General features: G+C 77.4%; 14 protein-coding genes. 4 read left to right on the top strand and 10 right to left on the bottom strand.

Features of this window, described 5'->3' with window-relative positions:
- Positions 1-29: 29 nt before the first annotated feature.
- Complete coding sequence (locus ACI79V_RS10020; protein WP_456888812.1) at positions 30-1,016, bottom strand: asparaginase; 987 nt, start codon at positions 1,014-1,016, stop codon at positions 30-32.
- 191 nt (positions 1,017-1,207) lie between these two features.
- Between ACI79V_RS10020 and ACI79V_RS10015 the strand changes: the two genes are divergently transcribed.
- A complete protein-coding gene (locus ACI79V_RS10015; RefSeq protein ID WP_456888810.1) occupies positions 1,208-2,470 on the top strand; it encodes an NADH-ubiquinone oxidoreductase-F iron-sulfur binding region domain-containing protein in 1,263 nt (420 codons plus the stop codon).
- Between the two features lie 19 nt (positions 2,471-2,489).
- Here ACI79V_RS10015 and ACI79V_RS10010 read toward each other — a convergent pair whose 3' ends face one another.
- The 3 genes from ACI79V_RS10010 to ACI79V_RS10000 form a co-directional block, all read right to left on the bottom strand.
- Positions 2,490-3,209 (bottom strand): class I SAM-dependent methyltransferase, encoded by a 720-nt coding sequence (locus tag ACI79V_RS10010; protein WP_456888809.1) that lies wholly within the window; start codon positions 3,207-3,209, stop codon positions 2,490-2,492.
- A gap of 52 nt (positions 3,210-3,261) precedes the next feature.
- Positions 3,262-4,770, bottom strand: coding sequence for a diguanylate cyclase domain-containing protein (locus ACI79V_RS10005; RefSeq protein WP_456888808.1), 1,509 nt, complete (start codon positions 4,768-4,770; stop codon positions 3,262-3,264).
- Between the two features lie 95 nt (positions 4,771-4,865).
- On the bottom strand, positions 4,866-6,815 hold the full coding sequence (locus ACI79V_RS10000; protein ID WP_456888807.1) for an alpha-amylase family protein: 1,950 nt from the start codon (positions 6,813-6,815) through the stop codon (positions 4,866-4,868).
- Between the two features lie 45 nt (positions 6,816-6,860).
- On the opposite strand from ACI79V_RS10000, the gene ACI79V_RS09995 reads away from it, so the two are divergent.
- Positions 6,861-7,757, top strand: coding sequence for a patatin-like phospholipase family protein (locus ACI79V_RS09995; RefSeq protein ID WP_456888805.1), 897 nt, complete (start codon positions 6,861-6,863; stop codon positions 7,755-7,757).
- 82 nt (positions 7,758-7,839) lie between these two features.
- On the opposite strand, the gene ACI79V_RS09990 is transcribed toward ACI79V_RS09995, so the two are convergent.
- The 3 genes from ACI79V_RS09990 to ACI79V_RS09980 all read right to left on the bottom strand — a co-directional run bounded on the left by ACI79V_RS09990 (position 7,840) and on the right by ACI79V_RS09980 (position 10,195).
- Positions 7,840-9,135 (bottom strand): PP2C family protein-serine/threonine phosphatase, encoded by a 1,296-nt coding sequence (locus tag ACI79V_RS09990; protein ID WP_456888804.1) that lies wholly within the window; start codon positions 9,133-9,135, stop codon positions 7,840-7,842.
- A gap of 101 nt (positions 9,136-9,236) precedes the next feature.
- Entirely contained in the window at positions 9,237-9,710 is a 474-nt protein-coding gene (locus tag ACI79V_RS09985; protein WP_456888803.1) for a DUF5313 family protein, read from the bottom strand.
- Complete coding sequence (locus tag ACI79V_RS09980) at positions 9,707-10,195, bottom strand: MarR family winged helix-turn-helix transcriptional regulator (protein ID WP_456888802.1); 489 nt, start codon at positions 10,193-10,195, stop codon at positions 9,707-9,709. Before ACI79V_RS09980 ends, ACI79V_RS09985 begins: the two co-directional genes overlap by 4 nt.
- Positions 10,196-10,311: 116 nt before the next feature.
- Here ACI79V_RS09980 and ACI79V_RS09975 point away from each other — a divergent pair, with 116 nt between their 5' ends.
- Complete coding sequence (locus ACI79V_RS09975; protein ID WP_456888801.1) at positions 10,312-10,674, top strand: thioredoxin family protein; 363 nt, start codon at positions 10,312-10,314, stop codon at positions 10,672-10,674.
- Between the two features lie 23 nt (positions 10,675-10,697).
- On the opposite strand, the gene ACI79V_RS09970 is transcribed toward ACI79V_RS09975, so the two are convergent.
- The 3 genes from ACI79V_RS09970 to ACI79V_RS09960 are packed head-to-tail and all read right to left on the bottom strand — an operon-like array spanning position 10,698 to position 13,652.
- Positions 10,698-11,321: a LutC/YkgG family protein gene (locus ACI79V_RS09970; RefSeq protein ID WP_456888799.1), complete on the bottom strand. Its 624-nt coding sequence runs from the start codon at positions 11,319-11,321 to the stop codon at positions 10,698-10,700.
- Positions 11,318-12,841 carry a LutB/LldF family L-lactate oxidation iron-sulfur protein gene (locus ACI79V_RS09965; RefSeq protein ID WP_456888797.1) on the bottom strand — a complete coding sequence of 508 codons (1,524 nt, stop codon included), beginning with the start codon at positions 12,839-12,841 and terminating at the stop codon, positions 11,318-11,320. Before ACI79V_RS09965 ends, ACI79V_RS09970 begins: the two co-directional genes overlap by 4 nt.
- 37 nt (positions 12,842-12,878) lie before the next feature.
- Complete coding sequence (locus tag ACI79V_RS09960; protein ID WP_456888795.1) at positions 12,879-13,652, bottom strand: (Fe-S)-binding protein; 774 nt, start codon at positions 13,650-13,652, stop codon at positions 12,879-12,881.
- Between the two features lie 196 nt (positions 13,653-13,848).
- Between ACI79V_RS09960 and ACI79V_RS09955 the strand changes: the two genes are divergently transcribed.
- The gene (locus ACI79V_RS09955; RefSeq protein ID WP_456888794.1) at positions 13,849-14,019 is read left to right on the top strand and encodes a hypothetical protein; all 171 of its coding nucleotides are present in this window, start codon (positions 13,849-13,851) and stop codon (positions 14,017-14,019) included.
- Positions 14,020-14,151: the final 132 nt, after the last annotated feature.

Raw genomic sequence — 14,151 nt, 5'->3', positions numbered from 1 at the left:
TCCGGGCTCTTCCGGGCCGGCGGCGCCGGTCAGCCGGAGGTGTGCGCCCGCCACCCGGCGCGGACGGCGTCCGGGTCGCGGTGCACCCCCAGCAGGACGGCCAGCAGGACGCGCGCCTGGGACGGGCGGAGCAGGCCCGCGGGCAGCGCCCCGGCGGCCAGCAGGTCGGTGCCGCCGCCGTCGCCGTACAGCGCGGCGACCGGGCCGGCCGGCACCCGGGTCGAGGTGGCGACGACGAGGCCGGCGTCGGTGAGCTCGCGGACGGCCCGGCAGATGCCGGGGTTGGCGTTGCCGGCGCCGGTGGCCTCCAGCACGAGGCCGCGGGCGCCCGCGCCGGCGAAGGCGTGCAGCGCGGTGGCGTCGGCGTCGGGGTGGCAGGCGACGACGTCGACCCGCACCCCGGCGGGGTCGAAGCGGGCGAGGTCGAGGGGCTCGCGGCGGCGCACCGCGCGCTCGACGTGGAGGACCCCGTCGCGGACCCAGCCCAGCGGGCCCGAGTCCGGCGCGCCGAAGGCGTCGGCCGCCAGCGTGTGGACCTTGCGCGTACCCCGGGCCGGGAACACCCGCCCGGCGAAGGCGACCAGGACGCCCTGTTCCCGGGCGGCCGGGCTCGCGGCGACGGTGACCGCGTCGGCGAGGTTGCGCGGCCCGTCGCCGTCGGGGGCGTCGGCCGGCCGCTGGGCGCCGGTGAGCACGACCGGCCGGGGGTCGCGGTGGAACAGGTCGAGGAGGTAGCCGGTCTCCTCGGTGGTGTCCGTGCCGTGCGTGACGACGACGCCGTCGACCTCGGGGTCGGCCAGCTCCTCGCCGACGGCCAGCGCGACGGCGTGGGCGAGCTCCAGCGTCATCCGGTAGCTGCCGACGCGCAGCACGTCGCGCACCCGGAGCCGGGGGTGGTGGGTGCCCGGCAGCCGGGCGAGGAGGTCCGCGCCGCTGTCCTGCGCGGTCGAGACCCCGCGTGCGTCGGCGCGGGTCGCGATCGTGCCGCCGGTCGCGAGCACCGTCACGAGGGACACGGGGCGACCTCCGGGGCCGGGGACCGGGGTGCGGGCCGCGCGGGCGCCCGCGCCCAACGATGGCGCACCCGTGCGGGCGGCGCAGCCCCCGACGCTCCCAGGCGATTGCCAGGGAGCACCCGGGTGGACGGCAGGTGCGCTCCCCAGTCTGCTCGTGACGTCCGTTCCCGGGACGTCCCGAGGAGGGACCGATGTCCGCACCCACCGCCGTGCTGCGGCGCGACCGGCCCCTGCCACGCCCGGTGGTACCGGCGCCCGTCGTGGCCGCTCCACCGGCTCCTCCCGGCCTGCTCGCTGCCCCCGGTCCGGCGCTCGCCGACCACCTGGTCACCCACGGGCCGCTGCCGGTGGCCGACGTCGCCGCGCTCGCCGAGTCCGCCGCGCTGACCGGGCGCGGCGGCGCCGCCTTCCCCACCGCGGTGAAGGTCCGCTCGGTCGCCCGGGCCGTCGCGCGTGCGCGGCGCGCGCCGGTCGTGGTGGCCAACGGGGCGGAGGGCGAGCCGGCCGCGCTCGAGGACAGGGTGCTGCTGACCCGCGCGCCGCACCTGGTCCTCGACGGGCTCGCGCTCGCCGGGCGCACCCTCGGGGCGACCACGCTGGTCCTGGCCGCCGCACCGGCCACGCTGCCCGCCGTCGCGCGGGCGCTGGCCGAGCGCGGGGACACCGTGCGGCTGCACCCGGTGGCGCCGTCGTTCGTGGCGGGGGAGGAGTCGGCGCTGGTGGCGGGCCTGCAGGGCCGGCCGGCGCTGCCCTGCGAGGAGGAGCCGCCGGTGCGCGTCCAGGGCGTCGAGGGCCGGCCGACGCTCGTGCTCGACGTCGAGACCCTCGCCCGGCTGGCCCTGCTGGCCCGCGGGTGCCCCGACGCGGCGGACCGCGCGCTGGTCACCCGCCGCTGGGAGGCCGCCGGGGTCGCGCGCGCCGACGTCGTCGACGTCGAGCCGGGCAGCCGGCTGGCCGACGTGCTGCCGCTGACCGGGGCCCGGGCGGTGCTGGTCGGCGGCTACCGCGGCACCTGGGTGTCCCTCCCCACCGCGCGGTCCCTGACCCTCGACGCGGCCGACCTCGCCGTCGCCGGCGTCCACCTGGGCGCCGGCGTGCTCGCCGCGCTGCCCGCCGACCGCTGCGGCCTGCTGGAGACCGCCCGCGTCGTCGAGCACCTGGCCCGGGACTCCGCCGGCCGGTGCGGGTCCTGCCTCGAGGGGCTGCCCCGCATCGCCGCGGCGCTGGCGGTCCTCGCCGCGCCGGCGACCCCGCCGCCGGGGCTGCTCGACGAGCTCACCCGCTGGTCGGGGCCGGTCGCCGCCCGCGGGGCGTGCCCGCACTCCGACGGCACGGTGCGGCTGGTCGCCAGCGCGCTCGAGCTCTTCGCCGGCGAGCTGACCGCGCACCGGTACGGCTCGTGCACCGCGACGTCGTGGGCGCCGTTCCTGCCCGTGCCGGCCGACCCCGGGTGAGCGGCTGGAGGGTCCGTGCCTAGACGGCGGTGGCCGTGACGAACGTGCAGACGCCGTCGCCGGAGGTGGCGCGCTGGCGGATGCCGGCCAGCCAGAGCAGCCCCATCTCCACCCGGTAGGCCGCCCGCATCGGCCCCGCGTAGAGGGTGTCGCCGGCGGTGGTGACCTCGATGCCGCCGAACCCGGCCAGCCGGACGTGCTCGGTGAGCATCCAGTCCGGCAGCAGGGTGATGTGGCCGGGGGAGTGGTAGTGGCGCGGGCCGAAGATGTAGGGCGCGCCGCGCACGAGGGTGAGCAGCCGCGAGTGCGGGTGCGTGACGTTGGGCGTGCTCACCAGCAGCTGCCCTCCGGGGCGCAGCAGCGCGCGGATCGAGCGCAGCACCTGCCGCGGGTTCTCCACGTGCTCGAGGGTCTCCACGCAGACGACGAGGTCGAACGGGCCGCGGGTCTCCTCGGTCCACACGGGCGCGTCGAGGTCGAGCCGGTGGATCCACTCGTGCGGCGGGTCGAGGTCGGTGGGGACGACGTCGATGCCGGCGTCGCGCAGCCGCAGCGCCAGCGCGCCGCAGCCCGAGCCCACCTCCAGCACCCGCCCGCCGTCGGGCAGCAGCGTGCGCACCAGCTCGGCGGCGTACTCGTGCACCCCCGGCGCGGCGTGGATGCCGTGCCCCTGGTAGGTGCGGACCGCCTCCGTGCGGCGGCCGTCGCGGTGCGCCACCGCCCTCGCTGTGTCTGTCACCGGGCCAGCGTCGCACCCCCGGGTCCCGCCCGCAGACGTCGCCCCGGGCGGATCAGCCGAGAGCGGAGGAGCCGTGCTGCACCACGCGGCCCTTGCCGGCGCGCTTGGCGGAGTACATCGCCGCGTCGGCGCGGGCCATGAGCTCGTCGGCGCCCACCGCGGCGTCCCCGGCGCCGAGGGCGACCACGCCGGTGCTCGCCCCGACCGCGCGGGTGCGGCCGGCGACGGTGAAGGGCACGGCCATCGCGGCGGTGATGCGCGCGGCCGCCTCGAGCGGGTCCCCGCCGTCCTCGAGGAGGGCGGCGAACTCGTCCCCGCCGAGCCGGGCCACCGTGTCGCCACCGCGCAGCGCCCCGGTGAGCCGCTCGGCGACCCGCAGCAGCAGCTCGTCGCCGGCGGCGTGCCCGAGGGTGTCGTTGACCGACTTGAAGTCGTCGAGGTCGAGGAAGACGACCGCGACCGGCCGCATGTCCCGGGCGTGCAGCGCGAGGGCGTGCCCGAGCCGGTCGAGGAACAGCGAGCGGTTGGCCAGGCCGGTGAGCGGGTCGGAGAAGGCCAGGTGCCGCAGCTGCGCCTCGCGGGCGGCGAGGTCGTCGGCGAGGCGGACGTTCTCCCGGACGGTCATGTACTGCCGGGCGATCAGCGCGGCGATGACCACCGTGGACGCCGTCATCTCGCCGCGCGACAGCGGCGTGCCGGCGAGGCTCAGCGCCAGGGTGGTCGCCAGCGCGGCCGTGACCGGCACGTAGGGCAGCAGCGAGGCCGCCGCACCGGCCCGGCCGACCCGGCGGTCCGCGGTCGTGGCCTCCGCCGGGCGGCCCGGGCGGCACAGCCCGGCGACGGCCAGCAGCACGAAGGCCAGCGTCCAGCCGACGTCGGCGGTGCCGCCGTCGTAGCTGCTGGTGGCGGCGAGGTAGGTGAAGGCGCTGTCGGCGACGGCGAGGGAGGTGACCCCCGCGGCGACCAGGTTGAGCGACCGGCGGTCACCGGAGGTCCGGGTGACCAGCAGGACGGCCAGCACGACCAGCGCGGTGTCGGCGACCGGGTAGGCGGCCAGCAGCATCCGGACGGCGACGTCGTGGCCGGTGTCCTCGCGCAGCACCGCGCCCAGCGCCGTCTGCCAGCTGACCAGGCCCACGGCGCCGGCGGTCATGAGCGCGTCGAGGAACCGCTGCCACGGGCCGGTGCGCCCGCCGCGGGCCGGGTGCACGACCAGCGCGAGCACGGCGAGGACGGAGAAGCCGAGGAAGCCGACGTCGGCCAGCGACGGGAAGGGCGCCTCGCCGCGCACCGCGAGGACCGTCCAGTACACCTGCCCGGCGGACCACGCCGCGCACGCCGCGGAGAGCAGCCACCACGCGACGCGCACCCGCAGCTCGCCGCACCGGGCAGCGTGCGCGGCGGTGGCCGCGGCGGCCGCTCCCGAGGCCAGGGCCTGGGTGAGGTCGGAGACCAGCGCCGCGCCCGAGGGGGGCAGGGCCGCGGTGACCAGGACGCCGGCCGTGCAGAGGCCGACGAGCAGCGCGCCGAGGGTGCGGGCTGCGGTGGGGGACGGGGCCATGCCGGTCTGCTTCCGTCGAGCGGGCGGGTTCCCTGTCTGATCGACACCGGGGCGTCCGGGATGCATGACCCGTCCGGGTGAGCGGCGCCGCCCGGTCAGGGCTCGGCGAACCAGGCGAAGCCGAGGGCCGGCACCACCAGGCGCCCGTCCTCGACCCCGAGCGGGCCGTCGCTGCCGTGCACGAAGGCGAAGCCGCCGAACCCGGTGACGGTGTCGGCGTCGACCGCCCGCGGAGTGGCGGCGACGTTGGCCAGACCCGTGAAGGTGCCGTGCCGCGGGTGCCGGCGCCGCCACACCAGGACGGCGTCGTCGCCGGCGTCGAGCACCTCGGTGTCGGTGCCGCCGTCGAGGGCGGGCAGCGCGCGGCGGACGTCGCCCAGCCGGCGCAGCGCGCCGGCGACGCGGCCCTCGAGCGTGTCCGGGACGGCGGTGCGCGCGGCCGCCGCCCAGTCCATCGGCGGGCGGTGCATCCAGCGGTTGTCGGGCGCGCGCCGCGGGTCGTCGAGGTAGCCGGTGTCGTTGCGCAGGGCCAGCTCGTCGCCCATGTAGAGCAGCGGGATGCCGCCGAAGCCGTAGGCCACCGAGTACAGCAGCACCAGCCGGCGCAGCCCCGCCTCGAGGGCCGACTCGTCGCCCCGGTCGAGGGCGTCCTCGATGCCGCACAGCGACGCCGCCGACCCGGAGATGCGGGCGTCGCCGGTGACCTCGTTCTCCTGGAACAGCGCGCCGCGGGCGAAGGAGCCGGGGAAGCGCCCGGAGTAGAAGTCGTTGAGGAAGCGCCGGTGGGCGAAGCCGTCGAGGCCGACCGCGGCGGCGTCGGTGTCGGTGACCGCCCAGCCGATGTCGTCGTGGCCGCGCACGTAGGTGACCCACGTGGTGCCCGGCGGGATCGGCCGCATCCGGCCCAGCGCCTGGCGGGCCAGCCGGACCTCGCCGGTGGCCAGGCTGCTCCACATCAGCACCATGAGCGAGTTGTGGTAGGCCAGCTCGCACTCGGGGCGGAAGCGCTCGTGCGCGCCGAGGTAGGGCACCAGGTCGTCGGGCGCCACGATCGCCTCGGCCTTGAAGACCACGCCCGGAGCGGCGACCCGGGTCAGCGCGTGAAGCAGCTGCAGCAGGGTGTGGCCCTCGGGCTGGTTCTGGCAGGTGGTGCCCAGCCGCTTCCACATGAACGGCACGGCGTCCATCCGGAACACGTCGACGCCGCGGTTGGCCAGCCAGGTGATCTCGCCGAGCATGGCGAGGGTGACCTCGGGGTTGGTGTAGTCGAGGTCCCACTGGTAGGGCCAGAACGTCGTCCACACCCAGCCGCCCTCCCCGCCGCGGGCCTCGGGCACCCAGGTGAACGACCCCGGCGCCCGGTCGGGGAACACCTCCGGGATGGTCGCGTCGTAGGCGTCGGGCATGGTCCGGTCGGGGAAGGCGGTGTAGAAGCCGGCGTACGCGGGGTCGCCGGCCAGCCACCCCTGCGCCCACGGGTGCTCGCGGGCGGTGTGGTTGAGGACGAGGTCGACGCACAGGCTCATGCCGCGCCGGTGCAGCGCGGTCGCCACGGCCTCCAGGTCGGCCATCGTCCCCAGCCGCGGGTCCACCGAGCGGTAGTCGGCCACCGCGTACCCGCCGTCGTTCTCGCCCTCGCGCGGCCGCAGCAGCGGCATGAGGTGCAGGTAGGTGGTGCCGAACGAGGCCAGGTGGTCGAGGTGGTCGGGCAGCCGGTCGAGCGTGCCGCAGAAGCGGTCGACGTAGCAGACGTAGCCCTGCATCCGGGAGCGCAGGAACCAGCCGGGGTCGATCTCGCGGCGGCGGTCGAGCCGGCGCAGCGGCTCCGGACGCCCGGCCGCGGCCTGCAGCGCGATCCGCAGCGCCCGGTCCAGCAGCCCGCCGGCCGGCTCGCCGTAGAGGGCGGCCAGCGCGGCGGTGACGTCGGGCAGCGCCAGCTCGACCCGGGCCAGGAACGCGTCGGCGTCCGCCTCGCCCAGCGCGGCGACCGCCTCGTCGGCCAGCCCCTCCGGCAGTGCGCCCGTCGTCGTGACGTCCCGGCTCATGCGTCCTGCGTATCGCGTCCGGGCCCCGCGTGCACACTGGCCCGCATGACCGACCCCCTCCTGCCGGTCGCCGGCGCCCCGTACCCGCGGAGACGCCGGGTGAGCCGCGCGCTCGTCCTCGGCGGCGGCGGGGTCGCCGGCATCGCCTGGGAGCTGGGGCTGCTGTCCGGGCTGGCCGCGGCCGGCGTCGACGTCCACGACGCCGACCTCGTGGTGGGCACCTCGGCCGGCTCGGTCGTGGGCACGCTGCTGCGCACCGGCGCCGACCCGGAGGAGGCCTACGCCGCCCAGCTCGGACCGGTGCCGGCGACCGAGCGGGTCGCGGACTTCGACGCCGGGGCGTTCGCCGCAGCGCTGGCCCGGGCGCTGGAGGGCGTGACCGGTCAGCAGGAGGCGCGGGCGCGGGTCGGCGCGCTGGCGTTGCGCGCGCAGACGGTGCCGGAGTCCGAGCGGCTCGCGGTCATCGGCGCGCGGATCGGCTCGCCGGAGTGGCCGGCCGCCCGGCTGGTCGTCACCGCGATCGACACCGCGGACGGGGAGTTCCTGGCGATCGACCGCGACACCGGCTGGCCGCTGGTGGACGCCGTCGCCGCCTCCTGCGCGGTGCCCGGCGTCTACCCGCCGGTCACCGTCGGCGGCGGGCGGTTCATGGACGGCGGCCTGCGCTCGCTCACGAATGCCGACCTCGCCGCCGGCTGCGACCGGGTGCTGGTGGTGGCGCCCTTCGGCGGGTTCCCGGGCAGCCCGCTCGGTCCCTCGCTGGAGGAGCAGCTGGCCACCCTGCGCCGCGACGGCGAGGCGCACGCGGTCCTCGCCGACGACGCCGCGCTGGCGGCGTTCGGGCCCAACCCGCTCGACCCGGCCAGCCGCGCGCCCTCCGCGCGCGCCGGGCGGGCGCAGGGCGAGCGGGTCGCCGGGGAGGTCCGCGCCTTCTGGGGGTGAGCACCCGGTGTCGACCTGGTGCGGTCTCCGAGGCCCCGAGACCGCACCAGGTCGACACGCGACGCCGTCCCGGCGCGGGCCGTCAGGCCAGGACGCGGACCGCCAGCACCGCGACGTCGTCGTCGGTGCGGTCGGGGAGCACCCGGGTCAGCAGCCGGTCGCACAGCGCGTCGGCCGCGAGCGGCTCGAGGCCGCGGAGGGCGCCGGCGATCCGGGCCAGGCCCTCGTCGATGCCGCGTCGGCCGACCTCGACCAGCCCGTCGGTGACCAGCAGCAGCGTCTCGCCGGGCGCCAGCGTCGTGACGTGGTCGGTGCGCTCGCCGGGTTCCTGGGTGCCGAGCAGGCGTTCCGGCGGGGTGACGAGCAGGCGCACCGCGCCGTCGGCCCGCAGCAGCAGCGGGGGCAGGTGCCCGGCCGACGACCACCGCAGCAGGCGGCCTCCGTCCCCGGCGGCCGCGGGTTCCAGCCGGGCGACGAGCGCGGTGGCCAGCGTGCCGACGTGCAGCCCGGCGAGCACGCGGTCGACCCGGTCGAGGGTGGCGGCCGGCCCGCCGGGGGAGTCGTAGGCCAGCGTCCGCACCGCGCTGCGCAGCTGGGCCATCGCCGCGGCGGCCTCCACGCCGTGGCCGACGACGTCGCCGATGACCAGCAGCGTGGCGCCGTCGGGCAGCACGACGGCGTCGTACCAGTCACCGCCGACGAGGTCCTGGGAGACCGCGGGCCGGTAGCGGACGGCGAGCTCGAGGCCCGCGGGCCGGGGCGGCGGGGTGAGCAGGCTGTGCTGCAGCGTCTCGGCGACCCGCACCTGCCGGCCGTAGAGCCGGGCGTTGTCCAGGGCCAGCGCGCCGCGACGGGCGACCTCGACGGCGAGCGCGATCTCCTCGGGTCCGGCGGGCGGGCGGTCGCCGCAGCGCACGAGGGACAGGACACCGAACCCCGAACCGCGGGCGTGCAGCGGGACGAACAGGCTCGACCGCGGGTCCAACCGGTCCCAGGCGCGGCGTACCGCGCCCCCGGGCAGGGACTCCGGGCCCAGGTCGGGCTCGACCGCGGTCAGCTGCACCGGCTCCCCGGCGAAGAGGGTGGCGGCGAGGGCGGCGTGGTCACGCGGCGCGGTCACCCGGCCGGCCAGGTAGGTGTCGACGGCGTCGAGGAGGGCCGGGTCGCGGTGGGCGCGGGCCACGGTGCCGGGCGCGCCGTCGCCCTCGAGGACGGTGACCGTGGCCCAGTCGGCCAGCCGCGGCACCACCAGGCGGGCGAGCTGCTCGGCGGCGGTCCCGGTGTCGAGGCTCTGCGCGAGGGACTCGGTGACCTCGGCCAGGAAGCGGTAGCGGTCGCGCTCGTCCGAGCGCGCGTCGTCCCGGGTGGGTCCACTCACCTCGGCTCCGTCCCGGCCCAGGTCCTCCGGGCGTCGGGGACGGAGCGTACGCGAGCGGGCACCCTCGGCCGGGGCTCCGGCGAGCGGTTCCGCGAGGCGGGTCAGCCGCCGCGGCGCTCGCGGTAGCGGGCGGCCCGCCGGGCGGCCGCGGCGCGGCGGCGCTCGGAGTCGCGGGCCTCGCGCTCCCGGCCGGCCAGGTCGCGGACGGCCTGCGCCGAGCCCGGGGCGTAGCCGGCCTTCTTCACCCGGTTCTCCACCGCCTCGGTCATGTAGGCCAGCGAGAACGCCAGGCCGAGGATGAGCCCGCCGAGCGCGGCGAGCCCGCGGATCCAGAAGGCGCCCGGCACGAACAGCAGGACCAGGGCGATCGGCACGGCGAGCTGCACCAGGGTGCGCGCCACGTGCCGCAGCACCCACGTCCCGGTCGTCGTGTCGTACAGGACCCACGTCCGGTGCCGCTCGGGCAGCCCGGCGCCCATCGCGTAGGCCACCCACCGCAGCACACCGGGGCGGACCCGCGGCGGTGCCGGGGCGGCGCCGGCGTCGGGCTGCCTGGCTCCCGTGGGCGCGGTCACGGCTGGTCCACCAGGGCGTGCTGCGAGGCGTCGATGACCCGGGTCAGTGCGCCGTGCAGGGCCTGGAGCTCGTCCAGGGGCATGCCGAGGTGCTCCACGATGCCCGCCGGGATGGCCTCCGCCTGCGCGCGCAGCTCCCGCCCGCGGTCGGTGAGCGCGACGGCCAGCGCCCGCTCGTCGCGCGGGTCGCGGTCGCGCCGCACCAACCCTGCGGACTCCAGCCGCTTGAGGAGCGGGGACAGGGTGCCGGGGTCGAGTTGCAGCAGCCGGGAGAGGTCCTTGACCGAGAGCGGCCCGGACTGCCAGAGGGCGAGCATCACGAGGTACTGGGGATGGGTGAGCCCCATGGGCTCCAGGAACCGGCGGTAGACGGCGACGACGTTGCGCGCGGCGACCGACAGCGCGAAGCACACCTGCCGCTCGAGGGCGAGGGGGTCGGCGACGTCCGGGCCGGCGTCGGCCGGGGCCGTGTCGAGGTACTGCACCTCCCCATGGTAACTCCGTGGCGCACCAATCATTGGGGCACCCAGGATCCCTCCGGATCGGCTGCTGCCGATGCGCGGTGTCGGGGCACACTGGGCGGCGGACGGGAGGTGCAGGCATGGGAACGGTTCCTCTCCGCGGGCGCGACTACGCGGCTGCGGTCTCCGCGCCGGGCATCGTGCTGGTCGACTTCCGCACGTCGCGGTCGGGCTCGAGCCGGGCCTTCGCCGGCGTGTTCGACGCCGCCGCCGAGCGGCACCCCGACCTGGTCTTCGCCGCCGTCGACACCGAGGTCGAGCCCGCGCTCGTCGCGGAGTTGCGGGTGCGGTCGGCGCCCACGCTGATGGTCTACCGCGACGGCGTGCTGGTGTTCGCCGAGCCCGGCTGGATGCCCGCCGACTCGGTGGACCTGCTCGTGGCCACCGTCCGCGACCTCGACATGCGCGCGGTGCGCGCCACCTATCCCGAGCCTCTGACCTGAGGGCTGGGGGGCACGAGGGTCCTTCACCAGCCGGCGAGGACGACCACCAGGGTCCGCGGGCCGTGCACGCCCTCGACCCGCTGCAGCTCGATGTCGCTGGTGGCCGAGGGGCCGCTGACCATCGTGAGCGGGGCGGCGGGGTCCAGCCGGGCCAGTGCGTCGGGCACGTCGGGCACCACCTGCGCGGCCTCGACGACACAGACCAGGACGTCGGGCAGCAGCGACAGCGCCCGCCGGCCCGACAGCGGCGACCCGTCGAGGACCAGCGTGCCGGTCTCGGCGATCGCCGTCGCCACGCCGGTCAGCGTCGCGGCGAACGCGGCCAGCTCGACCGCCGGCCGGCCGTCGTCCTCTCTCGACCCCACCGGCCGCCAGCCTGCCGGCACGCCGGGGGCGACGACGACGCCGGCCGGGTCCCATCCCGCGCCCAGCGCCTGGTCGAGGCCGCGGGCCACGGTCGCCGGGACCTCCCCGGGGGCGCAGCGCAGCACGCTGGCGCGGTAGTCCTCGACCCGCTCGGCGAGCAGGTCGAGCAGCTCACCGGCCGGCAGCGCGCGCGGCCCGGGCACGGGCGGGACGTCGACCGACGGCCGGTCGCTCCCGAGCGCCGTCCGGATCCGGCCGAGCACCTCCTCCCGCGCACTCATCGGCCGTGCTCCTCGTTCCACTGCTGCACGAACGTCCTCCCGGGCGGGGCGGGCAGGTCCCGGGTTCGGGTCCAGGCGCTCGCCGGCGGCGGCAGCGCGGCCGGCAGCGTCGGCCTCCCCCTGGCGAGCAGCCGGCCCAGCCCGGCGGCGCGCTGGGCGAGGTGCCACAGCCGCGGGTTGCTCATCACGCGGGACAGCCCGCGGAAGGCGACCGCCTCGGCGGTGGGCCGCTGCTGCGCCTCCACGTGCTCGGCGCGCAGGTGCACCAGGATCGACGGGATGTCGATGGCCACCGGGCAGACGTCGTAGCAGGCACCGCACAGCGACGAGGCGTACGGCAGCGAGGCGTTGTCCTCGACCCCGGTGAGCTGCGGGGAGAGCACCGCGCCGATCGGACCGGGGTAGACCGAGCCGTAGGCGTGCCCGCCGGCGCGCTCGTACACCGGACACACGTTCAGGCAGGCCGAGCACCGGATGCAGTGCAGCGCCTCGCGGCCCACCTCGTCGGCGAGCACCGCCGTCCGGCCGTTGTCGAGCAGCACCAGGTGGAACTCCTGCGGCCCGTCGCCGGGGGTGACGCCGGCCCACAGCGACGTGTAGGGGTTCATCCGCTCGCCGGTGGAGGAGCGGGGGAGCAGTTGCAGGAAGACGCCCAGGTCGGTCCACCGCGGCACGACCTTCTCGATGCCCATGACGGTGATCAGCGTCTGCGGCAGCGTCAGGCACATCCGGCCGTTGCCCTCGCTCTCGACGACGGCGAGCGTGCCGGTCTCGGCGACGGCGAAGTTGGCCCCGCTGACCGCGACCCGGGCGCGCAGGAACCGCTCGCGCAGGTGGGCCCGGGCGGCCATCGCCAGCTGCCGCGGGTCGTCGGTGAGGCCGGGGTCGACGCCCGGGATGGTGCGGCGGAAGACCTCGCGGATCTCCGAGCGGTTCTTGTGGATCGCCGGCACGAGGATGTGGCTCGGGGTGTCCTCGCCCAGCTGCACGATCAGCTCGGCCAGGTCGGTCTCGACCGCGCTGATCCCCGCCGTCTCCAGCGCCTCGTTCAGGCCGATCTCCTGGGTGGCCATCGACTTGACCTTGACCACCTCGTCGCTGCCGGTGGCCCGCACCAGCCCGGTGACGATGCGGTTGGCCTCGGCGGCGTCGCGCGCCCAGTGCACCGTGCCCCCACGCGCGGCCACCTGCCGCTCGAGCTCCTCGAGGTGCTCGTCGAGCCGGGCCATGGTCGCGGCCTTCAGCGCCTTCCCGGCCTGGCGCAGCTGCTCCCAGTGCGGCACCTCCGACACGACGGCGGCGCGCTTGCCGCGGATCGTCGTCGTCGCGCGGCCGAGGTTGGCGCGCAGCTGGCCGTCGCGCAGCGCCGTGCGCGCGGCGTCGGGGAAGGGGACGTCGCCGCGCAGGTGGCCCACGCCGCGGGGCGCGGTGGGCAGGCCGAGGAACGTCGTGCCCGAGCGGGGAGCCCCCGGCGCCAGCGGCGTCGGGTCGGTGCGGTCGTCCCGCGGCGTCGTCGTCACGCGGCTCTCCTCCGTGCACTTCCGCGGACGTGCACGGTCATGCCCGCACCGCCGGCCGGGTGGTCTGGGTGGGGCTCACGTCGTCCTCCGTCGAGGCGAGGATCTCGGCCAGGTGCACCGTGCGGGTGCCCGAGCGCAGCCGCGACAGGCCGCCGCCGATGTGCATCAGGCAGGACGCGTCCCCGGCGGTGCACACCTCGGCGCGGGTGGCGAGCACGTCGGCCATCTTGTCGGTGAGCATCGCCGTCGAGGTGTCGGCGTTCTTGACCGCGAAGGTGCCGCCGAAGCCGCAGCAGGACTCGGCGCCCGGCAGCTCCACCAGGTCCAGCCCGCGGACGGCGCGCAGCAGCCGCAGCGGCCGGTCGCCCACCCGCAGCAGGCGCAGCGAGTGGCAGGTCGGGTGGTACGTGACCCGGTGCGGGTAGTAGGCGCCGACGTCGGTCACGCCGAGCACGTCGACGAGGAACTGCGACAGCTCGTACGTGCGCGCGGCCAGCGCCTCCGCCTCCTCGGCGAGCCCGGTGTCCCCGGCCCGGCGGGCGACGGCGGCCTGCTGGTGGTGGATCGAGGCCACGCACGACCCCGACGGCGCCACGACCGCCTCGGCGCCGGCGAAGGCGCGCACGTGGTTGGCCACGATCGGCACCGCCTCGCGCCGGTAGCCGGTGTTGACGTGCACCTGCCCGCAGCAGGCCTGGGTCGGCGGCACGACCACCTCGTGACCCAGCCGCTGCAGCAGCACCGCCGTCGCCCGGGCCACCTGCGGCACCAGGGTGTCCACCAGGCAGGTGGCGAACAACGCGACCCTCACCGGGACCCCTCCCTGTCGCAGAAGACCGTGCTCGACTCGCGGACGACGAGCGCGGATTCGAGGACGTCCTGGACGTGCGCGTGGCCTGCTGGATCGTGTCACGCCCACCATCGCTCCCGGGGAGGACCGGCGCGGGGCCTTGTGCGCGTCCCGGCCGGGCGCGCAGCATCGGGCCCACGCGCGGCCAGGAGGGGTCATGACACAGTCAGGTGAGCGGTCCGACGGCGACTACGGCTACGACCTCGTGCACGAGGCGACCGCCGGGGCAGGGCGGCAGCCGGCACCCCCGGCGCCCGCGGAGCCGCCGGCCCGGGCTGGCGACGACCCGGGCGGCGACCTCGGCTACGACGAGGTGCACCGCTCCTGACACACCACGGGTTCCGGGGGGGGGGGGGGGGGGGGGGGGGGGGGGGGGGGGGGGGGGGGGGGGGGGGGGGGGGGGGGGGGGGGGGGGGGGGGGGGGGGGGGGGGGGGGGGGGGGGGGGGGGGGGGGGGGGGG

The organism is Geodermatophilus sp. SYSU D00700 (assembly GCF_054050255.1).
This window is presented reverse-complemented; position numbering and strand designations above follow the sequence as displayed.